The sequence below is a fragment of the Bradyrhizobium japonicum USDA 6 genome (assembly GCF_000284375.1).
GTDB classification, from domain to species: domain Bacteria; phylum Pseudomonadota; class Alphaproteobacteria; order Rhizobiales; family Xanthobacteraceae; genus Bradyrhizobium; species Bradyrhizobium japonicum.
Map to the genome: position 1 here is coordinate 4123495 of NC_017249.1, position 26794 is coordinate 4150288.

The following is a 26794-nucleotide window of genomic DNA, read 5'->3' on the forward strand; positions in this document are numbered from 1 at the left end:
ACCGGGGAGGGAGTATCTCCATGACGGCCTTTTCGCTGGGGACGTTCGGGTTCCCCGAGGTCCATGCCGGCGGCCGCCCGATCAAGCTGGCCTTACGCAAGGGGCTTGCGCTGCTGGTCTATCTCGCGGAAGCCAAAGGCCCCGTCGCGCGCGACGTCATCGCCACGCTGCTATGGCCCGAGACTCCCCGCGAGACGGGCCTTGCACGATTGCGGCGTCTGCTTCACCGCGTCGAGCTCACGCTCGGCCAGGCGGTTTTCGAGACCGACCGCACGAGCTTGCGTTGGTCTCCGGAGGTCGAGCTCAAGATCGACTCGCATCTGTTCGAGAGCGCCTGCGATCGCGGTGCGTTTGAAGAGGCCTGCCGGATTTATCGCGGAGACTTCCTGGCGGGCTTTTCTCCGGACGACTGTCCTGAGTTCGACGATTGGGCGTTCTTTCGCCGCGAGGCGTTGCGGGGACGGCTCGTGCAGGCGCTCGAGCGTCTGGTGCAGGACAGGAATGCTGCCGGCCATCATCTCGCCGCGACAGTGCATGCGGGGCGTCTGGTCGAGCTCGATCCGCTCAGCGAGGTCTATGGCCGGCATCTGATCCGCAGCCTGCTGCTGGCGGGCGACCGAAGCGCGGCCGAACGGCACCATGCGGCACTGGCGCAGCGGCTGCGCGACGAGCTTGGCGTCGCGCCGGAAGCCGAGACCGAAACGCTCATGAGCCGCGCGGCCGCGCCGCTGCGCGATGCTCTTCCAGCGACACGCTACGTGAAGGGCGCCGGCGTGCATCTGGCCTATCAGACCTATGGCAGTGGTCCGCTCGACATCCTGGTCATGCCCGGCTTCGTCTCGCATGTGGAGCGCGCCTGGGAGCATCCGGCGAGCCGGACGTTCCTGGCTTCATTGATGAGGCTTGGGCGGCTGATCGTTTTCGATCGCCGCGGCATCGGCCTGTCCGACCGGGTCGGATCGGCCCCCGGCATCGATGTCACCGCGGAAGATATCGGCACGGTGCTACGGGCGGCGGACTCGCGCCGCGTCGTGCTGTTTGGCGCATCCGAATGCGGGCCGGCCTGCATCAAATTTGCGGTCGAGGAATCCCGCCATGTGGCCGGGCTCATCCTGTTCGGCGCACTGGCCAAGGGCTGCTGGTCGGAGGACTATCCGCACGCGCTGCGCGCCAGCCAGTATGATGCCTGGAGCAAGCACCTGATTGCGCAATGGGGCGGCCCGGTCGGGATCGAAGCCTTCGCGCCGAGCCTTGCCAATGATCCGCAGGCGCGCGCCTGGTGGGCGGGGCTGTTGCGCGCGGCGTCCAGTCCGGGCGGAATCTCCGCCGTGCTCGAGGCATTTCGCGACGCCGACGTGCGACACCTACTGGCGCAAATTGCCGTGCCGACGCTGGTGCTGCATCGGCGGGACGACAAGGCCGTGCGGATCGCGGCCGGGCGCGATATCGCGTGCCGGATCACCGGTGCGGAATTCGTCGAGCTCGACGGCAATGACCATTGGTTCTTTGCCGGCGACCAGCAGCCGGTGCTCGAGGCGATCAAGCGGTTCACGGAGGCTTTACCGCGTGAGGGGAGGTCGGGGCGGTGACGCCTCAAGCCTCATTTATTGGCACGTTTCGTGCCTCCCAAAGCGGCACAAACGACGTGACACGATGCCTGGCCAAGGGAGCCCCTGACATGAAACGCGAAGACCTCACCGAAAAGCTGCTCGACATCAAGCGCGAGAACGGCTGGAGCTGGAAACACATCTGCGACAAGGTCGGCGGCTATTCCGAGGTGCTGATCGTCGGTGCGATTCTCGGCCAGATGAAGCTGACGAAACCGCAGGCCGCCAATGCCGGCGAGCTCTTCGGCCTGTCGAAGGCCGAGACCGCGATGCTCAACGAGGTGCCGATGCGCGGCACCGGCACGCCGATGCCGCCGACCGATCCGCTGATCTATCGCTTCTACGAGATGGTGATGGTCAACGGTCCGGCGTGGAAGGCGCTGATCGAGGAGGAATTCGGCGACGGCATCATGTCGGCGATCGACTTCGACATGGCAATGGAGCGCGTTGCCAACCCGAAGGGCGACCGCGTCAAGATCACCATGAGCGGCAAGTTTCTGCCGTACAAATATTACGGCGCCAGCGGCAATGTGCCGGAATACGGCTTCAAGGAGGGGTGATCAAGCTCACCGTGATTCCGGACGCGGCGCTAGCGGCGATCCGGAATGACGGGATTCTCTGGTGCGCAACTGCGCACCAGAGTTCGGTCCTGCAGACCGCCTGGGAACGACGGTGTTGGGGGGCTTATTTTCCCGCCTTCACTTCGGCCGCCGCCACGGCGATCAATTCGCTCATCTTGGCGCGAATCGCCTGCTCGGTGATGGCGACGTTCTTGGCGGCGAAATCGGCCATGACCTTGCGCAGGACGTCGGCGTCGCCGGCCTCCTCGAAATCGGCCGCGACCACTTCCTTGGCGTAGGCGGTGGCGGCCTCGCCGGTGATGCCGAGCTTCTCGGCGGCCCAAAGGCCGAGCAGCCGGTTGCGGCGGGCTTCCGCCTTGAATTTCTGCTCCTCGTCGAGCGCGAACTTCTTCTCGAAGCCTTCCTCGCGCTTGTCCAAACTGCTCATGCCTTTTCCAATTCCCTGCTGACTGGATCCGGCGGCCGTCGTTGCGACGGCCCCGGTGCATGCCTAGATAGGGGGCACGAATCGGCAAAACAACGAGCCGTTAAGCCGCAGGCAAGACGGTATAAGTTGATGCCGGACGGCCGGATCGATTGTGCTGGGACAGCCAATCGGATAGGTTGCCTGGAGGCTTGGTTCCCGTTCTGTTTCCAAGGGGTTATAGACGGGTTCCCAGCCGTTCACGGCAGCTCCGCTGTGGGTCGTAACCTGGTAACCGGAGCACACCAAATACATGGATTTCAACAAAACACGGTACATCCCCATGAGCCGTCGGCGTCGTATTTATGAAGGCAAGGCAAAGGTTCTTTACGAAGGCCCCGAGCCCGGTACCCTGATCCAGCACTTCAAGGATGACGCCACCGCGTTCAATGCGAAAAAGCATCAGGTGATCGAGGGCAAGGGTGTCCTCAACAACCGGATCTCGGAGTACCTGTTTCAGCACCTCAACGACATCGGGGTGCCGACCCATTTCATCCGCCGCCTCAACATGCGCGAGCAGTTGATTCGCGAGGTCGAGATCGTGCCGCTGGAAGTGGTGGTGCGGAACGTTGCCGCCGGCTCGCTGTCGCAGCGCCTCGGCATCGAGGAGGGCACGCAGCTGCCCCGGTCGATCATCGAATTCTACTACAAGAACGACCAGCTCAACGACCCCATGGTGTCGGAAGAGCACATCACCGCGTTCGGCTGGGCCACGCCGCAGGAGATCGACGACATCATGGCGCTCGCCATCCGTGTCAACGACTTCCTCACCGGCCTCTTCCTCGGCATCGGCATCCGCCTCGTCGACTTCAAGATGGAGTGCGGCCGGCTGTTCGAGAACGAGATGATGCGGATCATCGTCGCCGACGAGATCTCGCCGGATAGCTGCCGTCTGTGGGACATCAAGTCGAACGAGAAGCTCGACAAGGACCGTTTCCGCAGGGATCTCGGCGGCCTGCTCGAGGCCTACACCGAAGTCGCAAAACGCCTCGGCATCCTCATGGAGAACGAGCGTCCGCAGGGCACTGGCCCGGTGCTGGTGAAGAGCTGAGAGGGATTTGACGTGAAGGCACGTGTTACCGTTACCCTGAAAACGGGCATCCTCGATCCGCAGGGCAAGGCCATCGAAGGCGCGCTGAAGTCGCTCGGCGTCGACGGCGTCGCCAGCGTGCGCCAGGGCAAGGTGTTCGACATCGAGCTCGCCGGCGCCGACAAGGCCAAGGCCGAAGCCGCGCTGAAAGAGGCCGCCGACAAGCTGCTGGCGAACACCGTGATCGAGAATTATCGGGTGGAGATCGTCTAGCCCGCGCGGCGCTTCACAGCCATCCGACGCGGCGGAAGCGCCAGTAGAGTGCGGCGCATGACGCGAGCATCACGCCGAGCAGCACGTAATAGCCGTACTCCCAATCCAGCTCCGGCATGTGCTTGAAGTTCATGCCGTAGATGCCCGCAAGCGCGGTCGGGATCGCGATGATGGCGAGCCACGAGGCGAGCTTCTTGGAGACCGCCGTCTCCTGCGCCTGTCCGACCAGCAGGCTCGCCTCGAAGGCGAAGGCCAGCACCTCGCGCATGGAATCGATGCGCTCCTGGATGTTCCTGACGTGGTCGGTGACGTCGCGGAACAGCGGCTGCATCGTCGCGCGCACCATCGACAGTTCGTCGTGCTCGAGCCGGCGGCAGACTTCCACCAGCGGGCCGATCGCGGTCCTGAGCCGCAACAGGTCGCGGCGCAGCATGTAGAGCCGCTCGATCTGCGCCTTGCTGATCGGCTTGGAGAGCACGTCGTCCTCGATGCCTTCGACCTCCTCGTGGATGCTCTCCAGCACAGGCGAGTAGTTGTCGACGATGAAATCGAGGATGGCGTAGAGGATGTAGTCCTCGCCGCGCGCCAGCGCCCGTGGGCAGCTTTCACAGCGTTCGCGCACCGGCGTGTAGGATGTCGAGGCGCCATGGCGCACCGAGACCAGATAGCCTTCGCCGACGAAGATGTGCGTCTCGCCGAAGGCGATCCGGCCCTCGATCAGTTGCGCCGTCCGCGCCACGATGAACAGGGCCTCGCCATATTGCTCGATCTTCGGGCGCTGATGGGCGTTGTTGGCGTCCTCGATGGCAAGGTCGTGCAGGTCGAACTGCTTCTGCACGGCGCCGAGCAGCGCCATGTCAGGCTCGTGCAGCCCGATCCATACCACGTGGCCGGGCTTGGCCCGCCAGCTCGAAGCCTCGCTGATGGCGATATTGGCGACACGCCGGCCGTCGACATAGGCGCCGGCCGCGATGACGCCCTGAGTGGACACCGGTTCAGAGGAGGAGACGGGCAGCGACGGGACGTTCATGGCTTCAATCCCGGGCAAGATCGCCAGGCAAAAGTGCCGTGGCTATGGCCTGTGTACAAGGCCGCCCGGCGAGGCTAGCACTGGTAAAATCCCCGTCAAATGGCTATGTCTCTTCACGATTTTGGCCCTCTCCGGCCAGCCCGATTCCCATCACCTTCGGAACCCGAACCATGAAAGCCGCCATCCTCGTCTTTCCCGGAATCAACCGCGAGCGCGACATGGCGCGCGCATTGAGGCTGATCTCCGGCAGCGAGCCCGCGATGGTCTGGCACGCCGAGACGTCGCTGCCCGCGGGCACCGACCTCGTCGTGGTTCCCGGCGGCTTCTCCTACGGCGACTATCTGCGCTGCGGCGCGATTGCGGCGCGGTCGCCGGTGATGGACGCGGTGCGCGACTATGCGGCCAAGGGCGGTCTCGTGCTCGGCGTCTGCAATGGTTTTCAGATCCTCTGCGAATCCGGCCTGCTGCCCGGCGTCCTGATGCGCAACGCACGGCTGAAGTTCATCTGCAAGGACGTGCATCTGCGCGTCGAGCGTTCCGACACGCCGTTCACCCGCGGCTACAATGCCGGCCAGGTGATCCGCGTGCCCGTCGCCCATGGCGAGGGAAATTATGAGGCGGATGAAGAGACCATCAAGCGGCTCGAAGGCGAGGGGCGGGTGCTCTATCGCTATTGCTCCGCCGACGGCGTGGTCGATGATATCAGCAACATCAATGGCGCGGCGCAATCCATCGCCGGAATCGTCAACGACAGGGGCAACGTGCTCGGCATGATGCCGCACCCGGAGAACCACGTCGAAGACATCATGGGCTGCACCGATGGCCGCGGCCTGTTCGCCGGTCTCACTGCCCATCTGGAAAAGGCCGCGTGATCTCGTTCGTGGGGAAGCGGGCTCTCGCCGCGATCGCGGCGCTGTCGCTCGCGACATTTTCGTTCGCGACTGCCGCCTTCGCGCAGGATTTCCCCAAGCGCCCGATCACGATGATCGTGCCGTTCGCGGCCGGCGGCACGTCGGACGTGATCGCGCGCACGGTGGCCGAGCAGATGGGCATCGCGCTCGGCCAGACCATCGTGATCGAGAACGTCGCCGGCGCCGGCGGCTCGACCGCGCTGGCGCGCGCCTCCCGCGCCGAGCCCGATGGTTACACCATCGCGATCGGCAATGCCGGCACCAATGCCGCGACCTACACGATCTATCCAAAACTGCCGTTCACGCCTGAATCCTTCGTGCCGATCGCCATGGTCGCGAAGACGTTCGGCATCATCGCGCTGCGCAAGGATTTCCCGGCGAAGGACCTGAAGGAGTTCATCGCCTACGCCAAGGCCAACCCGGGCAAGATCAATCTCGGCCACGCCGGTGTCGGCTCGTCGAATTACCTCATTTGCAAGAGCTTCGTGACGGCCGCCGGCATCGATGCGACGCTGGTCGGCTATCGCGGTGCGGCGCCTGCGCTTACCGACGCGGTCGGCAGCCAGATCGACGGTGTCTGCGACGCCGCAGCCTCCGTCTCGCAGTCGATCAACGAGAAGCTGGTGCGGGGGCTCGTGGTCGGCTCGACCGTGCGGCTGGCCACGCTGCCCGATCTGCCGACGTCTGCCGAGGCAGGCCTGCCGGACTTCGAGGCGCAGGGCTGGAATGGCCTCTTCGCACCCAAGGGCACGCCGCAGGCCGTCATCGCCAAGCTGAATGCAGCCGCGCGCACCGCTGTGGAAACCGACGCGGTGAAGAAGCGCTTTGCCGATCTGTCGACCGTTGCGCCCGATCCCGACGAGCATACGCCCGAGGTGCTCCAGAAGCTCGTGACGCGCGACGTCGAGAAGTACCGGAAGATGCTCGCGGACGACGCCAAGTAGACGCTAAGTAGCAGCCGCCCAAGTCATAGCCGCCCAAGTCATAGCGATTTTAGGCTTGCTGTCTCATGAACCTCAATCGCGTTTGAGACGACTGACTCCTCGTCGCCATCAAGGCGCGCGCCTCCGGGGTCGCTGATTTCCGCGCGGATGGAAGCAACTCAAAGTTGTTTCGCCGCGCGAGTTGCGATGTCAGGAAGCGTGCGCTGTCGTTGTGCTCCCGGATGTCACATGCCCGTCGCTTTGGTCGTTCTGCTGCTCGATATCACACTGATTTATCATGCGTCGCGAACCGGGCGGTTGCAGCCCTGGGCCTTCATCATCCTTATGGTGCCGCTGATCGGTGCGCTCGCCTACATCGCGGTCGAGCTCGTCCCTGAATGGTTTTCCAGCCCCGGTGCGCGACAGGCGCGTCAGCGCGTTGCCAATCGGCTCGATCCGGAGAAGCGCTATCGCGAGCTGTGCGACCGGCTGGCGGCCACCGATACCATCGCCAATCGTGCGGCGCTGGCCGAGGAGTGCGCGAAGATCGGGCGTTACGGTGAAGCCGGGCAGCATTACGATTATATTTTGGCGCTGCCCATGGGCCACGATCCCGCCTATGCCTTCGGCAAGGCGCAGGTCGAGTTTGCCGCCAAGCGCCCGGCCGACGCGCTGGCGACGCTGGACGATCTCCAGAAGCAATGGCCGGACTTCGACTCGGGCGACGCGCATCTGCTCTACGCCCGCGCGCTCGCCGATGTCGGCCGGCTCGACGAGGCGCTGGAGGAACATCACGCCGTCGCCAGGTATTTCCCGGGCGCCGAGGCGCGGGTGCGCTACGGCATGCTGCTGCAGATGGTCGGCCGCAGCGCCGAGGCGCGCGTGGTCTTCAACGAGCTGCTGATCCAGATGCGCCGCGCCCCAAAATATCTGCGCGAGGCGCAGGCCGAGTGGCTCAACATCGCCGAGAAGCAATTGTCGGCGTCGCGCTGATTGCCGCTTCAACGCCAAACGCCAGAGAAGGCGATCAGGTCAACCAGGTAATGCACGAGCACGACCGGCCAAAGCGCGCCTGAGCGCCGGTACATCACCATGAAAAGAATGCCGATTGTTGCGGAGAGCAGGATGTTTCCGATCCCGGTCCACCAATGATAGGCGCCGAATATCAGAGACGTGACCAGAATGGCAAAGACACCGTCGCCCACGTAGGGCAGCGATGCGTTTCGAAGCAATCGCCTGAAAACGATCTCTTCGCTGGCCGCTACCAGTGCCAGGCCAAAAACGAGATCGAAGACGTTGAGCCAGCCGGTCGGGTACGGATACTTGCCAATGACGGTCGCAGGAAATGTCGCATTGATGAGACGTTGCGGCCACTGACCCAAGCGGTCCAGTAGCACAATTCCTGCGATCCAGACGCCGATTTCAAGAAAGGAAATCCGACGCTTCTGCGTGCGATAGGCAATGGCTCGTGCTGCCGGAATCGCCGCAAGGATGGCCAGGGCGGCGATCCGGCCGGCATAGTCCCAGGCGAGCCAACCCGCTGCGGTGTCCTGATGCAGTCGCATGAGTTGGGATGCAACGAGCGGAACAAGCGCGAGGGCGAACCACCAGATGCCGGGCACGCGATCGGCTTTTGAATCGCCAATGGCGTGCGGTGAACGACTTTCCATACTGGGCCTTGAGGGAGGGATGCGTCACGACAGGCTTGCGCGCGACTACCTCACATTGGTCCAACTTGTGTCAACCGGCCCTCAGAGCCCACGCAGCCGTCCCAACCACCGCGTGTACACCTCGCCCGGGATCGTCATCGCGGCGACGCCGGCCATGACCAGCACGAGGCCGAGCGCAAGGTTTGACGGCACGGATTCGCCGAGCAGCACCACCGAGAGCGCGACGCCGATCGGAATGCGCAGATAGCCTTGTGCGTTCGTGGTCAGCGTGCCGAGCCGGCCGAGGCAGACGTAGAACAGCATCAGCCCCAGCGCGCTGGAGACGATGCCCATGACGATGGTGGCCACGATCGCCGTCGGCGTCGGATGCAGCGTCCAGGGCTGGTCGATGATCAGCGAGGGCGGCAGCAGCACGAGGCCGCCGAACAGCAGCGAGCCGGTCGCCACCACCATCGGATCGTATTCGGAGAGCCGCAAGCCGAAAATCGTCGCGCAGGCAAAGGAGATGGTGGCGAGCAGGATCGCGATCTCCGCCATGATCTCGCTGCCGAAGCCGCGCAGCGCGTCCAGCCCGACGATGGCGATGGTGCCGGCGAGGCCGAGAATTGCGCCCGCGAGCTTCAGCAGCGTGGCCGGCTCATGTCGCGTGATCAGCGAGGTGATCAGGAAGGCGAAGATCGGCGTCGTCGAGGCCAGCACCACCGTGTTCGAGGCCGGGACATATTGCTGCGACCAGGTGATGACCAGGAACGGAAAGGTCGAGTTGATCAGCTGTTGGGTCGCAAACAGCTTCCAGGCCTTCACGTCGGTCGGCAGCTTGACGCCGCGCATCCACAGGATCGCGGACAGGAAGGCGAACGCGATCAGCGAGCGCGCCGAGATGAAGGTGATGGGCGGGATCGTGGGAAGCGCGAGCTTCGCCAGCGGATAGGTCGAGCTCCAGCAGCAGGCGAGTGCGAACAGCAGCGCGTAGTCGTGCCAGTTGCGCGCACCGGTGGCGATGATGGATGGCGACGATGATGCGGCGGCCGCCGTGCGGCCCGACGATGTGCTCTGCGGCACCTTGTTCCTGCTCCCCCGCGCCAGCGCGCTTGGCGCAAGTCTGGGCGAGGGGGCGCGAAAAGGGAAGGCGTCGAGCTATGCGTTTGGCTGGAGTGCCGGCTTCCGCTTCACCCGCTTGATCGTCCCGGAGAAGGTAAACAGCGGCCGCCCGGCGGAGGTCAGCTTGCCCCGCAGGAAGATCAACGAGCCGCCGGCGCGGGACACTTCGCCGACGCATTCGACCAGCTCGCCCTCGCGGGCCGCGTCGAGGAAATCGCAGGCGAAATTGGTCGTCACCGCCGGGCCATCCAGCTCGTGGGTGGCGATCGCGAACAGGCAATAGTCGGCGAACGCCATGAAGCAGCCGCCATGGACGTTTCCGGAGCCGTTGAGGTGCTTTTTCTCGACCCGGAACGCCGAGCGGACGCTGCCGTCGTCCTCGATTTTGTGCCAGAACGGGCCGATATGGCTCTCAAAACTGTCGCGAATCCAGGTCCGCCAGCCCCTGAACTCGCCATCGGTGGCGACGTGCAGGTCCGGGCGGCGGGTGGAGGGGACTTTGGTCAATTCGTGCAAGGAAATGGGCCTTCAATTACGGGTCTTTAGTCCTTAAATCCGATCCGTCAGCGCCTTGCAATTCCCGTTCCCGCCGACCGCCTGCCCGCAAAACGTGGGACAGCGGGAAAATGCGCCACAAAAGGCTTTTCGTAGGCCCCCGATCTTCCTAAGAACGGCAAAACGCCGCCGAAAGCCCCGAATCCATGAAGAATGAACCCAAGATCACCCCCGAACTGGTTGCCGCCCACGGGCTCAAGCCCGACGAGTACGAGCGCATCCTGAAGCTGATCGGGCGAGAGCCGACCTTCACCGAGCTCGGCATCTTCTCGGCGATGTGGAACGAGCACTGCTCGTACAAATCCTCGCGCATCCATCTGCGCGGCCTGCCGACCAAGGCGCCTTGGGTGATCCAGGGCCCCGGCGAGAATGCCGGCGTGATCGACATCGGCGACGGCCAGGCCGTGGTCTTCAAGATGGAGAGCCACAACCACCCGAGCTACATCGAGCCCTACCAGGGCGCGACCACCGGCGTCGGCGGCATTCTGCGCGACGTCTTCACCATGGGCGCGCGGCCCATCGCCTGCCTCAATGCGCTGAGCTTCGGCGCGCCCGAGCATGCCAGGACGCGGCATCTCGTCTCCGGCGTGGTGGCCGGCGTCGGCGGCTACGGCAATTCCTTCGGCGTGCCGACGGTCGGCGGCCAGGTCCGCTTCCACACCCGCTATGACGGCAACATCCTCGTCAACGCGATGGCCGTGGGCCTCGCCGACGCCGACAAGATTTTCTATGCGGCCGCCTCCGGCGTGAACATGCCGATCGTCTATCTGGGCTCCAAGACGGGCCGCGACGGTATCCACGGCGCCTCGATGGCGTCGGCCGAGTTCGACGACAAGTCCGAGGAGAAACGCCCCACCGTGCAGGTCGGCGATCCCTTCGCCGAAAAACTGCTGCTCGAGGCCTGCCTCGAGATCATGGAGAAGGGCTGCGTCATCGCGATCCAGGACATGGGCGCGGCCGGCCTGACCTGCTCGGCGGTCGAGATGGGCGCCAAGGGCGACCTCGGCGTTGACCTCGATCTCGACGCGGTGCCGACGCGCGAGACCGGCATGAGCGCCTACGAGATGATGCTCTCGGAAAGCCAGGAGCGCATGCTCATGGTGCTCAAGCCCGAGAAGGAAAAGGAAGCCGAGGCGATCTTCAAGAAGTGGGGCCTCGACTTCGCCGTGGTCGGCTACACCACGCCGAGCAAGCGCTTCGTGGTCAAGCATGGCGGCGACGTGATGGCCGACCTCCCGATCAAGGAGCTCGGCGACGAGGCGCCGCTCTACGATCGCCCGCACGTGCCCTCCGCCGCGCTGCCGGTCGTGCATGCGCGGGAGGTGCCGGCGCCGATGGGCGTCGGTGCCGCGCTGGAGAAGCTGATCGGCACGCCCGACATGTGCAGCAAGCGCTGGGTCTGGGAGCAATACGACCACGTCATCCTCGGCAACACCTTGCAGCGGCCCGGTGGGGATGCCGCCGTGGTGCGCGTGCAGGACGGGCCGAAGGGCCTGGCACTGACCGTCGACGTCACGCCGCGCTATTGCGAGGCCGATCCGTTCGAGGGCGGCAAGCAGGCGGTGGCGGAAGCCTGGCGCAACATCACCGCGGTCGGCGGCAAGCCGCTCGCGATCACCGACAATCTCAATTTCGGCAATCCTGAACGGCCCGAGATCATGGGCCAGTTTGTCGGCTGCCTGAAGGGCATCTCGGAAGCCTGCCGCACGCTGGACTTCCCGGTCGTGTCCGGCAACGTCTCGCTCTACAACGAGACCAACGGCCGCGCGATCCTGCCGACACCTTCGATCGGCGGCGTTGGCCTGCTCGACGATTTCACCAAGTCCGCTTCGCTGGCCTTCAAGGCCGAGGGCGAGGCGATCCTCCTGGTCGGCGAAACCCACGGCTGGCTCGGCCAGTCGGTCTACCTGCGCGACATCTGCGGTCGCGAGGAGGGCGCGCCGCCGCCGGTCGACCTCGCGGCCGAGAAGCGCAACGGCGACTGCGTGCGCGGCATGATCCATGCGGGCACCGCGACCGCGGTGCACGATCTCTCCGACGGCGGCCTCTTGATTGCGCTCGCCGAGATGGCAATGGCCGGCGGCATCGGCGCAAGACTGCTCGCGGCGCCGGCGGCGCTCGTGCCGCAGGCCTATTGGTTCGGCGAGGACCAGGCGCGCTATCTCGTCACCGTGCCGGAAGCGGAAGCCGGCCGCGTGCTGGCCAAGATGCGCGGCTGCGAGGTGCCCTGCGTGCGCATCGGCACCACCGGCGGCGATGCGATCGCGATCGCGGGCGAGGCGCCGGTCACGATCGATAGCTTGCGGAAATCTTTCGAGCGCTGGCTGCCGGAGTATATGAGCGGGAAGGCGGCGTAAGGCGTCGCCACACACTCCGTCATTGCGAGCGCAGCGAAGCAATCCAGAGTCTCATCGTTGAGGCAGTCTGGATTGCTTCGTCGCAAGAGTTCCTTGCAATGACAGACGGAGAGCAATGACGGGTGAAGAGACCTCGGCCTCACAACACGTGTGACGCGCCCGGAATCTTCCGCAACATTGCCGTCAGTCCCCAGCTCAGCACCACCGTGAGCACGAAGCCGATCGCGGCCTTGAAGATCGCAGGCCACGAATAGTCGAACAGCACATACTGGATCCACAGCGCGATCGGGTAGTGCACCAGGAACATGCCGTAGGCGTCCGCCTGCATGCGGTCGAGCAGGTTCGGCCCCGGCGACTTCTGGTGCAGGAAGAAGGCGAGGATCGCGAGCAGGATCGCGGCCGAGAACAGCACGACGAACGTGCCGTAGATCGCCTGATACCAGTCCGGCAGCACGTTGGGATTCCCGAGGATTGCGCGCTTGATGTAGATCATGCACCACATCAGGCAGTAGGGGACCAGCGTGGCGATCACCCACATCCATCGGTTCTTCGGCAACTGCCCTTCGGCGCTGAGGATACCGCGATCGAAGTTGGCGGCGCCGACGCTGACGCCAATGAAGAAATAGGCGAAGTAGAGCAGGATGCGGCTCGCCTGCACCGAAAACGGTCCGAACTCGAACCATTTGTTGGCCCCGAAATGGACCAGCGCGGGCACGTAAACGACGGCGGTGACGACGGCCAGCAGCAGCCAGAACGCGGCCGGCTGGTCAAATCCGCGCAGCGAAACGCGGTTGACCGGATCGACCAGGTGGGTTGAGACCCGGTAGAGCAGGCTCGCAGTCAGGTCGAACGCCAGCAGCACCCACACGAACCAGATCGGCCCGCTCGGCCACGGCCCGACGGTGATCGTCTTCCACCAGAACGAAGCGAAGGTCAGCTCGGGATCGTGCCGCAGCGCGATCGCGTAATAGGCGAGCGGGATGACGGTGAAGGCCGCGATCACGAAAGGCAGTCCGAGCCGCAGCAGGCGGTCGCGCAGGAAAACCTGTGGCGCCTTGCGGGCGATGCCGGACCACGTGAACAGTCCCGACAGGAAGAAGAACATCGCCATGAAGAAGCTGTCGGTGCAGAGCACGACGACGTCGAAGCCGATCCAGGATGCCGGGTCGGTGTGACCGAAATAGGTGTAGGGAATGACGGCGTGGTGCAGCAGCACCACCAGCGTGAGGAAGGTGCGGGTCCGATCGAGCGACAGATTGCGCGCCTTGGCTTTCGGCGCGGCGTGCGCCTCTAGGCCGATCGTCGCGGAATGTGACATCGTCATCATGATCGCCCCGATTGCGCTCCTGCCCTGGCCGGACTGTGCCGCCGGGAACCCGATTCAGCAAGCGCAGTTTGTGCCGCGCCTTGCCCGCGGAATGCCCTTAGGAACCAGTTCCGCGCAGCGAAGTTAGCGTTCGCGAATGGGTTGAGGACCGCAAAACATGCGGTATTTTAGTCGGAGTTGGTTATGACGATCCTGAAATGGGCGCTGATCTTTCTCTTGATCTCGATCGTGGCCGGCGTGCTCGGCTTCACCGGCCTCTCGGCCGCCTCGGCCGATGTCGCCCGCTTCCTGTTCTATATCTTCGTCGTGATCTTCCTGGTGCTGCTGATACTGGGGCTCACGATCTTCAGGGCGTAGCAGGCCTCCGGCCCTCAATTGCCTGCGAGCGGTCTCACGTGGGTCACCAACTCCGCCAGGAACTCGTTGGGACGCTCGAATGGAATGAAATGGCTCCCGCCGTGCACCCAGACAAATTCCTTATGCGGAGCCGTGATCTGATTGAAGAATTGTTCGGCCGGCCCAGCCGGTGTGTTGTAGTCCGTATCGCCCTCGATGAAGATCACCGGAATCGGAAACGCGAGTCCCAGTGAAGCGACGTCGCGCTTGAACATGGGGCCCTCTCGTCCGCGCAGATATTTTGCGGAGAAGGCCATGCCTTTGCGCCAGTTGTACCAGTCCAGCAGCGAGAAATCCGGCATGAACGGGGCGGGATGGGACCCGCCAACTGGACGCTCTCGATGGAGGGTAGCCCCAGCGCTTTGCTCCACTTGTCCGCAACCAGTCGATTTTGTGGATTGATCAGAGGCCGCGCGACGATTGGCGCCAATTCCGCCTGGGCCTCGCTGTTGCCAGCGGACTGCGCCAACGCTTGCAGATGCGCGATCGTGATCTCGAATTGCTTCTCGAACGTCACCCTGCCGACCACCTGTCCTGTGCCGACATAGGCGTAAAACAGATCGGGGCGCTGCTTGACGATGTGAATGCCCAGGAACGAGCCCCAGGAATGCCCGACCAGGACGATCTTGTCCTTGTGCAGATGGGTTCGCAGATATTCGGCCAGCTCGACACCGTCCTGTGTCATCCGCTCGAGCGTCATGGTTGGCGCGAGCGCGTCTCCCGCCGCGCCATAGGTCCGCCCGGCGCCGCGCTGGTCCCATTGCACGATAGTGAAATGCTTTTCCCAGGGGCGCCAGCCCGAAGAGATCGCCAAGGTGGAGCCTCCGGGCCCGCCGTGGACGAACAGGAGGACCGGGTTATCCCGGTCCTCACCGCGGATTTGAATCCATTGCCTGATTCCGCCGATGTCGACGAACCCTCCCTCCTGCACGCCCTTTGGTGAGCGGATCGCGAGGGTTTCGGCAGCAAGATGCTGGCGATAGGCGCGAAAACCCAGTCCGGCGGCGGCCACCACGATGAGGATGCCGGCCACGCCCAACAACGAGACCCCAATCAGTCTGGCGGCTTTGCGCGGCATCTCGAGCCTTGTGTCGACTGAGGGGAAGCGACCTGCGATCGCCCCGGCGCGATGAGCCTACCCCACTTCCTCGATCTTCACCTTGTCCGGATAGAAGGCGAGATGGCCGGAAATCTCCGTCATCGCGGGGAAGGGCGTCTCGTAGGTCCAGATCGCGTTATCGAGCGTCTTGCCGTCGGCCTTGACGCTGTAATAGCTCGCGTCCCCTTTGTAGGGGCAATGGGTGACGCGGTCGGTGCGCTCCAGCAGCGCCATGTTGGCGTCCTCCCGCGGCACATATTGCACCGCCGGATATTTGGCCTCCTTCAAGATCAGCGCCTTGCTGGTCTCGGCGATCACGATGTCGCCGGCCGTGACGCGGACGCGCCGGGGATTTTGGGTGATGGTGATGGGGTGGTCGGGCCCTGGGAGCTTCATGATTTCACGCCTTTTCGATCAATCTGCCGCGCGCGGCACTTTGTCGTGCCTTTATCCGGATGGGATCAGGGATATAGTGCCGGAATGCGTGACGTAGAAGGCCGTTCACGCTAAGTTTGGCCCTGCCGGTCCGGGGACCCCGGCAAGCGATTCGAAGCCGAGACAGGAGCAAGACCCGAATGCCCATGGACGCCCACGATATCGAGGCGATGATCAAGGCAGCGATCCCCGATGCCGAGGTGACGATCCGTGACCTCGCCGGCGATGGCGACCACTATGCCGCGACCGTGATCTCGGAATCCTTCCGCGGCAAGTCCCGCGTCCAGCAGCACCAGATCGTCTATCGGTCCCTGCAGGGCCAGATGGGCGGCGTGCTGCATGCGCTGGCGCTGCAAACCGGGGTACCCGGGGCCTGATCTGATCGCGTGACGGGGGGATGACGATGGCTGCGGACAATCCTCGCGGCGCGATGTTTCGCGTCATCGCTCCGAACCAGCACAGCCGCGTCACCAATGCCGAGCTGTTCTTCGACCTCGTCTTCGTCTTCGCCGTCACGCAGGTCTCGCACACGCTGCTGCACCATTTCACCCCGCTCGGCGCGGTGCACGTCACGGTGCTGTTCCTCGCGGTGTGGTGGGTGTGGGTCTACACCGCCTGGGTCACCAACTGGCTCAATCCCGAGCTGACCCCGGTCCGCATCCTGCTCTTCCTGATGATGCTGGGCGGCCTCGTGCTGTCGACCACGATCCCGACCGCGTTCGAGGGGCGGGGCCTGTGGTTCGCGATCGCCTACGCGACCATGCAGGTCGGACGCACCGCCTTCTGGCTGTTCGCGACACCGCGCCATCGAACGGCCGTCCGGCACAATGCGATCCGCATTCTGGTCTGGCTCTGCGGCTCCGCGATCCTCTGGATCCTCGGCGGTCTCGCCCATGACGAGGTGCGGCTGTGGTTCTGGATCGCGGCGCTCGCGATCGAATACGTCTCACCCGCGGTACGCTTCTGGGTCCCGAAGCTCGGCTTCTCGTCGGTCGAAGCCTGGGCCGTCGAGGGCGGCCACATGGCCGAGCGCTGCTCTCTCTTCGTGATCATCGCGCTTGGCGAAGCCGTCGTCGTCAATGGGGCCACCTTCGCCGAGCTGGAGTGGACCGCGGACAACATCCTGGCCTTCATCTCCGCGCTCACCGGCGCCATCGCGATGTGGTGGATCTATTTCCACAAGGGCGCGGAAGCCGGTTCCGAGCGCATCTCGAAATCCGCGGAATCCGGCCGGCTGGCGCGGCTCGCCTACACCTATCTGCACATGCCGATCGTCGCCGGCATCATCCTGACCGCGGTATCGGACGAACTGGTGCTGAAGCATCCGACCGGCCATTCCGACATCAGGACCATCGTGAGCACGGTCGGTGGTCCCCTGGTGTTCCTGGTCGGCACCATCCTGTTCAAGCATGCGATCCGCGGCTTCCTCCAGCTCTCCCACGGCATCGGCATCATCCTGCTACTGGTGCTGTGGTGGTTCGCCGCCGATCTCTCGCCGCTCTGGCTGTCGGTCGCGTCGACCGTGATCATGATCGTGGTCGCGGTCTGGGAGTCGGTGTCGCTGGGATCTTCTCCGGAAGAGGCCGAGGCGCATTGAGCCCCGGCGCCACTTGCGCCGGAGCCTTTACTCCGCCGCCTCCAGCGCGTGCACCGAAAACATCTTCGCGGCGTCCGTCCAGCTTTCGCGCACCTTCCAGCCCGCGCCCTGCGCCAGCGCAGCAAAACGCTCGAGGCTGTACTTGTAGCTGTTCTCGGTGTGGATGCTCTCGCCGGGGCGGAACGAGAAGCTGGTGCCGAGCAGGCGCACGGTCTGGCTCTTCTTGCTGATGAGATGCATCTCGATCCGGTGCCGCTCGCGGTTGTAGATCGCGCGATGGGTGAAGGAGGACAGGTCGAAATTGCCGCCGAGCTCACGGTTGATGCGCACGAGCACATTGAGGTTGAAGCGGGCGGTGACGCCGGCGGCATCGTTGTAGGCGTCGTGGAGGACGCGCTCTTCCTTCTCGAGGTCGGCGCCGATGATCATCTGCGCGCCCTTGCCCAGGATCTTGCGGGCGCTCTTCAGGAAGGCCTGCGCCTCATGCGGCTCGAAATTTCCGATGGTCGAGCCGGGGAAGAAGCCGACCTTGGGCATCGATGCGACTGCCTTGGGCAACTCGAACGGCGTGGTGAAGTCGGCCGCCACCGGATAGATGCCGAGCGTCGGGAAGTCCCGCTTCAGGCCGTTTGCCTGCGCCTTCAGGAAGTCGCCTGAGATGTCGACGGGCACATAGGCCGCGAACTTGCAGTGATCGAGCAGCAGGCGGACTTTCGTGGTTGCTCCGGCGCCGAACTCGACCAGCGCCGCATGCTGCGGGATGATCTTCGCGATCTCGCTGCCGCGCTCCTTCAGGATCGCAAGCTCGGTGCGCGTCGGGTAATATTCCGGCAGGCGCGTGATCGCCTCGAAAAGTTCAGATCCGGCCGCGTCGTAGAAATATTTCGGCGACAGCTTTTTCGGCTGCTGCGACAGGTCCTCGATGGCCTCGCGGGCGAAGGCGGTGGTCTGCTCGTCGGGGAGATGGGCTTCGGCCAAAGCGCTGGCGTGCACATTCATGATACTCTCCTGAACGCGCTGTCCGGCGCGTATTTGTCGTCGGATGATTTTTATTCGTAGTCGGCGAGCCGCAGTCCCGTGAACTGCCAGCGATGGTGCGGATAAAAGAAGTTGCGATAGGTAATACGGCTGTGGCCCTCGGGAGTTGCAAGCGAGGAGCCGCGCAGCACCAGTTGGTTGATCATGAACTTGCCGTTGTACTCCCCGAGCGCGCCTTCGATGGCGCGGTAGCCGGGGTAGGGCGAATATGAAGAACGCGTCCACTGCCAGACGATGCCGAAGGCGTCGTTGAGCTGGCCGGCACGCGCAGCGACCTCCCATTCCATCTCGGTCGGCAGATGCTTTCCGGCCCAGCGCGCAAACGCATCGGCCTCGTAATGGCTGACGTGGCAGACCGGCGCGTCCGGATCGACCGGCTTGAGGCCGGCGAGCGTCATCATCTGCCACTGGCCGTCGATGTCGCGCCAATGGCCGGGGGCGTCCCAGCCTTCGTTGTTGACGGTGGCAAAGCCGTCCATCAGCCACAGCGTTGCGGTCCGGTAGCCACCGTCGCGCATGAAGGCGAGCCACTCGGCATTGGTGACGAGATTGCGTGAGACCCTGACCGGACCGACGAGGGCCCGATGCGCCGGCTTCTCGTTGTCGAAATGAAAACTGTCGTCGACATGCCCGACGGTGTGGATACCCTCGTTCAGCGTCAGCCAATCCTCCCCCGTGCGTGTCGAAGCCGGGAAGCGCCAGCCCGGATCGTAGGCAGGCGGGATCGGGTTCTGCGCGAAGGCATGCAGGATGTCGGTGAACATCAATTCCTGATGCTGCTGCTCGTGATTGAGCCCGACCTCGACCAGCGGCGCAACCTCGCGAAGCTTGTCCGCGCCGACCTCGCGGAAGAATTTGACGACGGCCGCGTCGACATATGCTCGATAGGCGCCGACCTGGTCGGCGCTGGGACGGGTGATGTCGCCGCGGTGATTGCGGGAATGACGCGGGCCGGCGCTGACGTAATAGGAATTGAACAGGAAAGCGAAATCAGGGTGGAAGGGCCGGTAGCCGGGACAGTGCTCGCCGAGCAGGAATTGCTCCCAGAACCAGGTGGTATGGGCCCGATGCCATTTCGTGGGGCTCGCATCCGGCATGGATTGAATCTGCTGGTCCTCCGGCGACAGCGGCGCGGCCCGGCGCTCGGTCTCGTTGCGGACGGCGAGAAACGCCTCTTCCAGCCCCTGGGCGAGGCCGCGCGGGTCGGCCGACGATGACGAAAGCGGCGGGGTGGCCGTAGCGGAGGCTTGTTTCGTCACGTTTTTCTCCAGACAGGACAAGAGAACGTTGTTGGCGTTGCCCGGTTCCAAAACCGAGGTTCGTCCTAGATAAGGGCTCCGTTACGGTATGAAAGTCCTCCCCGGCGATGATATTCGTGGCATCATGCAATGGGCCGGCGTGGCCTGGACCGGCCGCCCAGGGGGTGTTCGCCGCCATTTTACTTTGGATGCACAACGGTTTGGGCTACATATATAGGCAGGTATCGGGTTAAATCGGCTGGGCCGGCCCGAGGGAATCGTTGAGGGCTCCGCCCCGGAAGGACATGGATATGAGCATCGAGGAATTCATCGCCAACGAAGTGAAGTCGAACGACGTGGTTCTGTTCATGAAGGGAACGCCGCAATTTCCGCAGTGCGGTTTCTCCGGCCAGGTCGTCCAGATCCTCGACCACATTGGCGTTGGTTATAAGGGCCTCAACGTCCTCGAATCCGCCGAACTGCGTAACGGCATCAAGGAATACTCGAACTGGCCGACCATCCCGCAGCTCTATGTGAAGGGCGAGTTCGTCGGCGGATGCGACATCGTCCGCGAGATGTTCCAGGCCGGCGAACTGCAGCAGCTCTTCTCCGAGAAGGGCGTCGCCGTCGCGGCTTGATCGGGTGACCCAGCTGACGCGCCGCATCGGCGGCGCCGAGCTTGAGGTTATCGTAGCTGACATCACGACACTCGGCGTTGACGCCATCGTCAACGCCGCAAATTCGTCTCTCCTGGGCGGAGGCGGCGTTGATGGCGCAATCCACGACGCTGCCGGTCCGGAGCTTCTGGCCGAGTGCCGGACGCTCGGGGGATGTCCGACCGGCGATGCCAAGATCACGAAGGGCTACCGTCTGCCCGCGCGACATGTGATCCACGCAGTCGGCCCCGTCTGGCACGGCGGCAGCCGCGGCGAGGCGGATTCGCTGCGCTCCTGTTATCGCCGCGCGCTTGAGCTCTCCCAGGCCAATAGACTGAACTCTCTAGCCTTCTCCGCGATCTCGACCGGGGTATATCGCTTTCCGGCCGATCAGGCCGCGAAGATTGCGGTCCACACGACCATTGAGGCCCTGCCGGCAGCGCCGCTGGTCACCCACGTCATATTCTGTTGTTTCTCGGAGACAAGCGCCGCGCTCCACACGGACGTTCTGGCGCGGTATGGCAGCCCTTGTGCCTGATGACGCGGTCGGTACACTCCGCTCGGCCACGTTCCGGGGAGGGAATATGAATTCACATTTCGGACTGCGTGCGTTCGTTTGCGGCGCGCTGGTGTCGCTGGGTGCGATGTCGCTCGCGCGCGCCGAAGGCACCTACGAGATCCCGGCCGGCGCGCATTTCAATCAGGAGAAGCTCGCCAAGGTCGGCGAGTTCTTCAGGAACGAGGTCGCGACCGGCAAGATCGCCGGTGCCACCGTGTTGATCAAGCAGCACGGCAAGCCGGTCTACCACGAAGCCTTCGGCGTGCAGGACGTGGTGAGCAAGGCGCCGATCACCGACAAGACCATCTTCCGCCTGTTCTCGATGAGCAAGGCGATCACCTCCGTCGTCGCGGTGCAGTTGATCGAAGACGGCAAGATCAAGCTCGACGATCCCGTCTCGAAATACATTCCGTCCTTCGCCAATGTGAAGGTCGGCGTCGAGAAGAAGGCCGACGACGGCACCAAGTCGCTCGAGCTGGTGCCGCCGAACCGGCCGATGACGGTGCACGATCTGATGACGCACACCTCGGGCGTCACCTATGGCTTCTATGGCGACAGCCTGGTCCGCAAGGCCTATCGCGAGGCCAATATCTATGCCGGCGATTTCGACCTCGCCGAGTTCGCCGAGCGCATCGCAAAACTGCCGCTGCACAACCAGCCGGGCGCGCTGTGGCAATACGGCCATTCCACCGACATTCTGGCGCGAGTCATGGAGGTCGCAACCGGCAAGCCGTTGCTCGAGATCGAGCGGGAGAAGCTGCTCGATCCGCTCGGCATGGTCGACACCGGCTTCTTCGTCACTGCCCCCGAGAAGCAGAAGCTCCTGGCCCAGCCGGTGCCGAATGACGCCGATTTTCGCGTCGGCCGAATCAACGATCCGACGGTTGTCAAAAAAATCCAATTCGCCAGCGGCGGCATGGTGACGACCATGGCGGACTATGAACGCTTTGCGCAGATGCTGCTCAATGGCGGCAGCCTCGACGGCAAGACCATCCTCAAGCCCGAGACATTCAAGCTGATGGTGACCGATCAGATCGGCCCGACCTCGGGGGTCAGTCGCGACTATTTCTATTTCCCCGGCGACGGTTTCGGCTTCGGTCTCGGACTTGCGGTCCGCACCGATCCCGGCAACGCCAAGCCGCCGCCGCCCGGCGATCTCGGGGAATTGAAGTGGGACGGCGCCTCCGGTTGCTATTTCGTCATCGACCCCAAGCAGGACATGTTCTTCGTGCTGCTGGAGCAGACCCCGACCGAGCGCCAGCGCGTGCAGCGGACATTGAAGCAGTTGGTCTATGAAGCCATGGAGAAGTGACATGTTCGGGCGCCGCGCGCTGATCGCGGCGCTCGTTCTTTTGTTCGGTGCAGGTAGTACGCAAGCGGGCTCCGAGGGGCGCGCCCACACTTTCTCGCCAGAAGGCCTGGCAAAGGTTTCCGACTACATCAGGAGCGAGGTCGCAGCCGGCACCTTTCCGGGCGCGATCCTGCTGCTCCAGCAGCACGGCAAGCCGGTCTATTACGAGAATTTCGGGGTCCGCGATGCCACGACCGAGCTCTCGATGAGCGCGGACACGATCTTCCGGCTCTATTCGATGTCGAAGCCGGTCACGACGGTCATGGCGATGATGCTGGTCGAGGAGGGCAAGCTCTCGCTCGACGATCCCGTCGCAAAGTACATTCCGGCCTTTGGCGAGATGAAGGTCGGTGTCGAGACGAAGGCCGAGGACGGCAAGGTTGCGCTGGTGCTGGAGCCGCTCAGCCGCGCCGTGACGATCAAGGATTTGATGCGTCACACTGCCGGGCTGCCCTACGGTTATTATGGCGGGGGCTTGGTGAACAAGCTCTATGCCGACGCCGGTCTCTTCGACAACAAGGCTTTGACCAACGCCGAACTCGTCGCGAAGATCACCGCGCTTCCGCTCGCCGAACAGCCCGGCACGAACTGGGATTATGGCCACTCCACGGACGTGCTCGGCCGCATCGTCGAGGTCATATCGGGGAAATCGCTGTTCGCGTTCGAGAAGGAGCGGCTGCTTGATCCGCTCGGGATGACGGACACTGCATACTATGTCGCCGATCCTGCCAAGTGGCCGCGCATCGCCGAGCCGATACCGCAGGATCGCGCGATTAGCCCGATGACGCAGGTCCGCGATCCCCGGATACCGCTGAGGTGGGAGTCGGGCGGCGGCGGCCTTGTCGGTACGGTCGGTGACTACGCCCGCTTCTCGCAGATGCTGCTCAACGGCGGCAGCTATGAAGGCCGGCGCTATCTCAAGCCGGAGACCATCGCGCTGATGGCGTCGGATCATATCGGCCCCGAGACGAAGATCGCGCGCGATCAGAACTACTATCCGGGCGGAAGCTCCGGCTTCGGCCTCGGTTTCGCGGTGCGCACCTCGGTGCCATCAGGGACATCGTGGCCGCTTGGCGAATATCGCTGGGACGGCGTCGGCGGCACCTTCTTCTTCATCGATCCCGAAGACGATCTGTTCGGGATCTTCATGGTGCAGACCCCGTCGCAGCGCGGCCGGATTCAGCTGGCGTTGAAGACGCTGATCTATCAGGCGATGGGACGTTAGCTAGCCGCCTTCGTAGCCCGGATGGAGCGAAGCGCAATCCGGGAAAATCTTTCCGCGAGGCGAGGGGCCCGGATTTCGCTGCGCTTTATCCGGGCTACGGACTTAAGCCCCGCGCACGATCTCGCGCACGTACCCGATCGTTTCCTCGACCTGGGCCGCATTGACGTCGAGATGGGTGCAGGCGCGGATACGGCCGTCCATCATCGCGAGCGTCACGCCGCGCTGGCGTAGTGCGGCGACCATCTTGTCACCGGCAATTCCGGCGCCATCAGGCTTGAAGAACACCAGATTGGTCTCGGGCTCCTGCACCTCGACGCCTACGATCTGCGACAGCCCGCGGGCGAGCGCGCGCGCATTGGCGTGGTCGTCGGCCAGGCGATCGACGTGATGGTCGAGTGCGTAGATGCAGGCTGCCGCGCAGACGCCGGCCTGCCGCATCGAGCCGCCGAGGCGCTGCTTCCACTGCCACACCGCATCGATGAAGGCGCGGGTGCCCGCGAGCACGCCGCCGATGGGCGCGCCCAGGCCCTTCGAGAAATCGATCCAGGCCGAATCCCACCCCGCGGTCATGTCGCGCGGGGAGATGCCGCTTGCGACCGTGGCGTTGAGCAGGCGCGCACCATCCATGTGGGTGACGAGGCCGTGCTGCTTGGCGATCGCGACGATCTCGTCGAGCGCCGCCTTCTTCCAGATCGTGCCGCCGCCGATATTGGCGGTCTGCTCGACGCTGACGACGGTTTGCGGCGGCTGGTAGCGCGTGCGCGGATGCAGCGCCTTGCGAAAGGTCTCCGGCGTGAACTGGCCGTCGGGTCCCTTGAGCTGGGTGACCTGGAAGCCGCCGATCGCGGCATGCGCGCCGCCTTCGCGGGCGATGATATGTGCGCTCTCGTGGGCGAGGATCTCATCGCCGGGACGGCAATGCACCAGCGTCGCGGTGACGTTGCACATCGTGCCTGAGGGCATGTAGACCGCGGCTTCCTTGCCGAGCAGCGCGGCGACGCGCTCGCACAACGCGTTCACGGTCGGATCGTCGCCGACCTGTTCGTCGCCAACCTCGGCGCGCGCCATCGCCTCGCGCATCGCAGCCGTTGGCTTGGTCTGCGTGTCCGAAAGCAGATTGATGCGCACCGGCGGCGCCTTGGGATCGATCGGGGAGGGGTGTAGAGCATACGAAGGCTCCTCAAGCAGTGCGGCCACTCAAGTGTGGCTCTTAAGCAAAAAGGCCCCGGCGAACCGGGGCCTTTCGATATTCAGATCTTAGCGCGAATAGAATTCGACGACCAGATGCGGCTCCATCTGCACCGGGAACGGCACGTCGGAGAGGCCGGGGATGCGCACGTACTTGGCGGTCATCTTGCCGTGGTCGACTTCGAGATAGTCGGGGGTGTCGCGCTCGGGGAGCTGGCTCGCTTCGAGCACGTGGGCGAGCTGCTTGGAGGCTTCCTTGACCTCGATCACGTCGCCGACCTTGAGCTGGTAGCTCGAGATGTTCACCTTGCGGCCGTTCACCTTGATGTGGCCGTGGTTGATGAACTGGCGCGCGGCGAAGATCGTGGAGACGAACTTGGCGCGGTAAACGACCGCGTCGAGACGACGCTCCAGGAGGCCGATCAGGTTCTCGCCGGTGTCACCCTTGAGGCGGCTCGCCTCGACATAGATGCCGTGGAACTGGCGCTCGGAAATGTTGGCGTAGTAGCCCTTCAGCTTCTGCTTGGCGCGCAGCTGCACGCCGAAGTCGGAGAGCTTGCCCTTGCGGCGCTGGCCGTGCTGGCCGGGGCCGTACTCGCGGCGGTTCACGGGGCTCTTCGGGCGGCCCCAGATGTTCTGGCCCATACGGCGATCGATCTTGTACTTCGCCTCACTGCGCTTAGTCATCGCGTCCTCTTCAGGTACATGGTTTGAGGAAACGCGCCCTCCTGTGTGACGGGCTGGGCCCGGCACCGACAGGTCCGATCCCCAAAGCTGAAGGGAGCGGACCACGGGTCGCGAAACGCTTCGCGGGCCGAAATCGGCCCGCGAGCAGGCGGCTTTTAGGTGAGTTTGGGCCGTTCTGTCAATGCGAATAGCCCCGAAATCATGTCCGGACCGCCCGGATCGGCTTCGGCCCGGCCGCAAGCAATTCGGCAGCGATTTCAGTGTTCAGGACCTGTTCCAGCCGGGTCAGCACCCGGGCAATGGGGGCGGCGTCGGTCACCCGGTGGTCCCAGCGGATCACGACCTGGATGGTCTGGTCGGGCTCGACCACCCCATAGCTGACGATGAACGGGCCCGGTGTGATGGGATGGAGCTCGCCACCGCCATAGGCGGCCACCGAGCTCACCGCGAAGCTGCCGAACCAGTTGCCGCGCTGTCGGCCGAAATTCAGCCCGACCGCCCAGCACAGCCGCCGCAGCGGCAGCGGCAGGCGGGTGGCTCGCATGACCTTGCGGAACATGGGAACGTCTTCGACCGGGGCCGTCTTGGCACGCCGGATTTCGGTGTCCACCGCGGCCAGCGCCATGGCTTCGGGAGCCGCGATTCGCTGCGGCATCACGCATTCCTCGCCGTCTTGGATCCTGGCGATCGCGACCGACGCCACGCTATTGGGCAGCTCGTAGAGCGACGGCCAGGGCCATTTGGCGTAGACGGTGCGCAGGACCGGCTCGTCCCTGGCGACCAGGGCAAAGGCCTTGACGACCATCGCGGCCCAGCCGGCGGGCCTCATCGCCCCGGCACGCGCCTCCAGCAGAGGGCGGATATTGAGGGGGCGGGAGAGCGAGACGAATGGCACGTCCATCGACGCCCGCATGAGGTCGCAAATCAGGCGGCGCGGCAGCGAAATGGTCTTGGGCGTCCCGCGCATGGGTCTTTCGGTTCCTGCGGACTAAAATATGTGCAGCGAGCGGGTGGCCCGCTCGCCGCGTGCTCTAGCACGAACCAACCCCGCCTGGGGCCGGTCGGTTTGCCGCATCAGGGCGCCGGCGAAGCCAGCGGCTTGGTCTTGTCGACGATGTAAACTCCAAGCACTTTCATGGCCTTGTCGCCATGAGCCTTGGCGTCGTGCACGACGCCCGCCGGGATCTGGTAGGAATCGCCGGCTTTCAGGGTTTTCTCCGGCTGCCCGTCGATCAGGAGACTGAGCTCGCCTTCGAGCACGTAGCCGGTTTCGACCCCGGGATGGGTATGGCGTCCGGCCGCGCCTCCCGCCGGGACCTCCGCGATGGCGGTGATCGTGTTGTAACCGTCTGGATAGTCGACCTTCTGGAGTGGGGTCCGCTTGATGCCGGTCTGCTGGGCGAAGGCTGCAAGGGCAAGGCTGGTAAAGGCGAGAGCGAGCAAAGTCTTTTTGAGCATGGTTCTTCCTCCCTGGAACCGCCGACCCTAGCAGCGCCG

At 64.2% G+C, this 26794-nt stretch carries 30 protein-coding genes; 15 read left to right on the forward strand and 15 right to left on the reverse strand.

Annotated features, from left to right (window positions below; translation table 11 throughout):
* Window positions 1-20 precede the first annotated feature (20 nt).
* A complete protein-coding gene (locus tag BJ6T_RS19185) occupies window positions 21-1589 on the forward strand; it encodes a bifunctional AfsR/SARP family transcriptional regulator/alpha/beta hydrolase (RefSeq protein ID WP_014494122.1) in 1569 nt (522 codons plus the stop codon).
* Between the two features lie 89 nt (window positions 1590-1678).
* The gene (gene cynS, locus BJ6T_RS19190) at window positions 1679-2167 is read left to right on the forward strand and encodes a cyanase (RefSeq protein WP_014494123.1); all 489 of its coding nucleotides are present in this window, start codon (window positions 1679-1681) and stop codon (window positions 2165-2167) included.
* Between the two features lie 124 nt (window positions 2168-2291).
* Here cynS and BJ6T_RS19195 read toward each other — a convergent pair whose 3' ends face one another.
* Window positions 2292-2615: a DUF1476 domain-containing protein gene (locus BJ6T_RS19195; RefSeq protein WP_014494124.1), complete on the reverse strand. Its 324-nt coding sequence runs from the start codon at window positions 2613-2615 to the stop codon at window positions 2292-2294.
* Window positions 2616-2934: 319 nt separating this feature from the next.
* Here BJ6T_RS19195 and purC point away from each other — a divergent pair, with 319 nt between their 5' ends.
* Window positions 2935-3702 carry a phosphoribosylaminoimidazolesuccinocarboxamide synthase gene (purC, locus tag BJ6T_RS19200; protein WP_172782948.1) on the forward strand — a complete coding sequence of 256 codons (768 nt, stop codon included), beginning with the start codon at window positions 2935-2937 and terminating at the stop codon, window positions 3700-3702.
* A 12-nt stretch (window positions 3703-3714) separates the two neighbouring features.
* Window positions 3715-3954 carry a phosphoribosylformylglycinamidine synthase subunit PurS gene (gene purS, locus BJ6T_RS19205; protein WP_014494125.1) on the forward strand — a complete coding sequence of 80 codons (240 nt, stop codon included), beginning with the start codon at window positions 3715-3717 and terminating at the stop codon, window positions 3952-3954.
* Window positions 3955-3967: 13 nt separating this feature from the next.
* Here purS and BJ6T_RS19210 read toward each other — a convergent pair whose 3' ends face one another.
* Complete coding sequence (locus BJ6T_RS19210) at window positions 3968-4984, reverse strand: magnesium and cobalt transport protein CorA (protein ID WP_014494126.1); 1017 nt, start codon at window positions 4982-4984, stop codon at window positions 3968-3970.
* Window positions 4985-5154: 170 nt separating this feature from the next.
* Here BJ6T_RS19210 and purQ point away from each other — a divergent pair, with 170 nt between their 5' ends.
* From purQ to BJ6T_RS19225, 3 genes are all read left to right on the forward strand, one after another.
* Window positions 5155-5856 carry a phosphoribosylformylglycinamidine synthase subunit PurQ gene (gene purQ / locus BJ6T_RS19215; RefSeq protein ID WP_014494127.1) on the forward strand — a complete coding sequence of 234 codons (702 nt, stop codon included), beginning with the start codon at window positions 5155-5157 and terminating at the stop codon, window positions 5854-5856.
* Window positions 5853-6839, forward strand: coding sequence for a tripartite tricarboxylate transporter substrate binding protein BugD (locus BJ6T_RS19220; protein ID WP_014494128.1), 987 nt, complete (start codon window positions 5853-5855; stop codon window positions 6837-6839). The genes purQ and BJ6T_RS19220 overlap by 4 nt, the downstream gene beginning before the upstream one ends.
* Window positions 6840-7067: 228 nt before the next feature.
* On the forward strand, window positions 7068-7811 hold the full coding sequence (locus BJ6T_RS19225; protein ID WP_014494129.1) for a hypothetical protein: 744 nt from the start codon (window positions 7068-7070) through the stop codon (window positions 7809-7811).
* An 8-nt stretch (window positions 7812-7819) separates the two neighbouring features.
* On the opposite strand, the gene BJ6T_RS19230 is transcribed toward BJ6T_RS19225, so the two are convergent.
* The 3 genes from BJ6T_RS19230 to BJ6T_RS19240 all read right to left on the reverse strand — a co-directional run bounded on the left by BJ6T_RS19230 (window position 7820) and on the right by BJ6T_RS19240 (window position 10105).
* Window positions 7820-8488 (reverse strand): CPBP family intramembrane glutamic endopeptidase, encoded by a 669-nt coding sequence (locus BJ6T_RS19230; RefSeq protein ID WP_014494130.1) that lies wholly within the window; start codon window positions 8486-8488, stop codon window positions 7820-7822.
* 81 nt (window positions 8489-8569) lie between these two features.
* Window positions 8570-9550, reverse strand: coding sequence for a DMT family transporter (locus BJ6T_RS19235; protein WP_014494131.1), 981 nt, complete (start codon window positions 9548-9550; stop codon window positions 8570-8572).
* A 75-nt stretch (window positions 9551-9625) separates the two neighbouring features.
* Window positions 9626-10105, reverse strand: a complete 480-nt coding sequence (locus BJ6T_RS19240; RefSeq protein WP_014494132.1) for a PaaI family thioesterase — start codon at window positions 10103-10105, stop codon at window positions 9626-9628.
* A 185-nt stretch (window positions 10106-10290) separates the two neighbouring features.
* Here BJ6T_RS19240 and purL point away from each other — a divergent pair, with 185 nt between their 5' ends.
* Entirely contained in the window at window positions 10291-12501 is a 2211-nt protein-coding gene (gene purL / locus BJ6T_RS19245) for a phosphoribosylformylglycinamidine synthase subunit PurL (protein ID WP_014494133.1), read from the forward strand.
* A gap of 139 nt (window positions 12502-12640) precedes the next feature.
* On the opposite strand, the gene BJ6T_RS19250 is transcribed toward purL, so the two are convergent.
* Entirely contained in the window at window positions 12641-13828 is a 1188-nt protein-coding gene (locus BJ6T_RS19250; protein ID WP_028170594.1) for an acyltransferase family protein, read from the reverse strand.
* Between the two features lie 183 nt (window positions 13829-14011).
* Between BJ6T_RS19250 and BJ6T_RS42880 the strand changes: the two genes are divergently transcribed.
* On the forward strand, window positions 14012-14185 hold the full coding sequence (locus tag BJ6T_RS42880) for a DUF1328 domain-containing protein (RefSeq protein ID WP_014494135.1): 174 nt from the start codon (window positions 14012-14014) through the stop codon (window positions 14183-14185).
* A 14-nt stretch (window positions 14186-14199) separates the two neighbouring features.
* On the opposite strand, the gene BJ6T_RS19260 is transcribed toward BJ6T_RS42880, so the two are convergent.
* Genes BJ6T_RS19260 through BJ6T_RS19270 form a run of 3 tightly spaced genes read right to left on the reverse strand, consistent with a single transcriptional unit; the run spans window position 14200 to window position 15719 of the window.
* A complete protein-coding gene (locus BJ6T_RS19260; RefSeq protein ID WP_014494136.1) occupies window positions 14200-14439 on the reverse strand; it encodes an alpha/beta fold hydrolase in 240 nt (79 codons plus the stop codon).
* Window positions 14388-15302 (reverse strand): alpha/beta fold hydrolase, encoded by a 915-nt coding sequence (locus BJ6T_RS42610; RefSeq protein WP_014494137.1) that lies wholly within the window; start codon window positions 15300-15302, stop codon window positions 14388-14390. The genes BJ6T_RS19260 and BJ6T_RS42610 overlap by 52 nt, the downstream gene beginning before the upstream one ends.
* 57 nt (window positions 15303-15359) lie before the next feature.
* Complete coding sequence (locus BJ6T_RS19270; RefSeq protein ID WP_014494138.1) at window positions 15360-15719, reverse strand: DUF427 domain-containing protein; 360 nt, start codon at window positions 15717-15719, stop codon at window positions 15360-15362.
* A 179-nt stretch (window positions 15720-15898) separates the two neighbouring features.
* Between BJ6T_RS19270 and BJ6T_RS19275 the strand changes: the two genes are divergently transcribed.
* Both BJ6T_RS19275 and BJ6T_RS19280 read left to right on the forward strand, forming a co-directional pair.
* Window positions 15899-16135 carry a BolA/IbaG family iron-sulfur metabolism protein gene (locus BJ6T_RS19275; RefSeq protein WP_014494139.1) on the forward strand — a complete coding sequence of 79 codons (237 nt, stop codon included), beginning with the start codon at window positions 15899-15901 and terminating at the stop codon, window positions 16133-16135.
* A 26-nt stretch (window positions 16136-16161) separates the two neighbouring features.
* A complete protein-coding gene (locus BJ6T_RS19280) occupies window positions 16162-17355 on the forward strand; it encodes a low temperature requirement protein A (RefSeq protein ID WP_014494140.1) in 1194 nt (397 codons plus the stop codon).
* 27 nt (window positions 17356-17382) lie between these two features.
* On the opposite strand, the gene egtD is transcribed toward BJ6T_RS19280, so the two are convergent.
* Window positions 17383-18354, reverse strand: coding sequence for an L-histidine N(alpha)-methyltransferase (egtD, locus tag BJ6T_RS19285; RefSeq protein ID WP_014494141.1), 972 nt, complete (start codon window positions 18352-18354; stop codon window positions 17383-17385).
* Window positions 18355-18404: 50 nt separating this feature from the next.
* Window positions 18405-19703, reverse strand: a complete 1299-nt coding sequence (gene egtB, locus BJ6T_RS19290; protein ID WP_014494142.1) for an ergothioneine biosynthesis protein EgtB — start codon at window positions 19701-19703, stop codon at window positions 18405-18407.
* A gap of 239 nt (window positions 19704-19942) precedes the next feature.
* Here egtB and grxD point away from each other — a divergent pair, with 239 nt between their 5' ends.
* Genes grxD through BJ6T_RS19310 form a run of 4 tightly spaced genes read left to right on the forward strand, consistent with a single transcriptional unit; the run spans window position 19943 to window position 23422 of the window.
* Complete coding sequence (gene grxD, locus BJ6T_RS19295) at window positions 19943-20269, forward strand: Grx4 family monothiol glutaredoxin (RefSeq protein ID WP_014494143.1); 327 nt, start codon at window positions 19943-19945, stop codon at window positions 20267-20269.
* A 4-nt stretch (window positions 20270-20273) separates the two neighbouring features.
* Window positions 20274-20825, forward strand: a complete 552-nt coding sequence (locus BJ6T_RS19300; RefSeq protein ID WP_014494144.1) for an O-acetyl-ADP-ribose deacetylase — start codon at window positions 20274-20276, stop codon at window positions 20823-20825.
* Between the two features lie 46 nt (window positions 20826-20871).
* Window positions 20872-22158, forward strand: a complete 1287-nt coding sequence (locus BJ6T_RS19305) for a serine hydrolase domain-containing protein (protein ID WP_014494145.1) — start codon at window positions 20872-20874, stop codon at window positions 22156-22158.
* 1 nt (window position 22159) lies between these two features.
* A complete protein-coding gene (locus BJ6T_RS19310; protein ID WP_014494146.1) occupies window positions 22160-23422 on the forward strand; it encodes a serine hydrolase domain-containing protein in 1263 nt (420 codons plus the stop codon).
* A 102-nt stretch (window positions 23423-23524) separates the two neighbouring features.
* Here the strand turns inward: BJ6T_RS19310 and BJ6T_RS19315 are convergent, their stop codons facing one another.
* The 4 genes from BJ6T_RS19315 to BJ6T_RS19330 form a co-directional block, all read right to left on the reverse strand.
* Window positions 23525-24619 carry a threonine aldolase family protein gene (locus BJ6T_RS19315; RefSeq protein WP_014494147.1) on the reverse strand — a complete coding sequence of 365 codons (1095 nt, stop codon included), beginning with the start codon at window positions 24617-24619 and terminating at the stop codon, window positions 23525-23527.
* A gap of 60 nt (window positions 24620-24679) precedes the next feature.
* Complete coding sequence (gene rpsD, locus BJ6T_RS19320; RefSeq protein WP_014494148.1) at window positions 24680-25297, reverse strand: 30S ribosomal protein S4; 618 nt, start codon at window positions 25295-25297, stop codon at window positions 24680-24682.
* Between the two features lie 199 nt (window positions 25298-25496).
* On the reverse strand, window positions 25497-26264 hold the full coding sequence (locus BJ6T_RS19325; RefSeq protein WP_014494149.1) for an acyltransferase: 768 nt from the start codon (window positions 26262-26264) through the stop codon (window positions 25497-25499).
* Between the two features lie 107 nt (window positions 26265-26371).
* A complete protein-coding gene (locus BJ6T_RS19330; RefSeq protein WP_014494150.1) occupies window positions 26372-26755 on the reverse strand; it encodes a cupin domain-containing protein in 384 nt (127 codons plus the stop codon).
* Window positions 26756-26794: the final 39 nt, after the last annotated feature.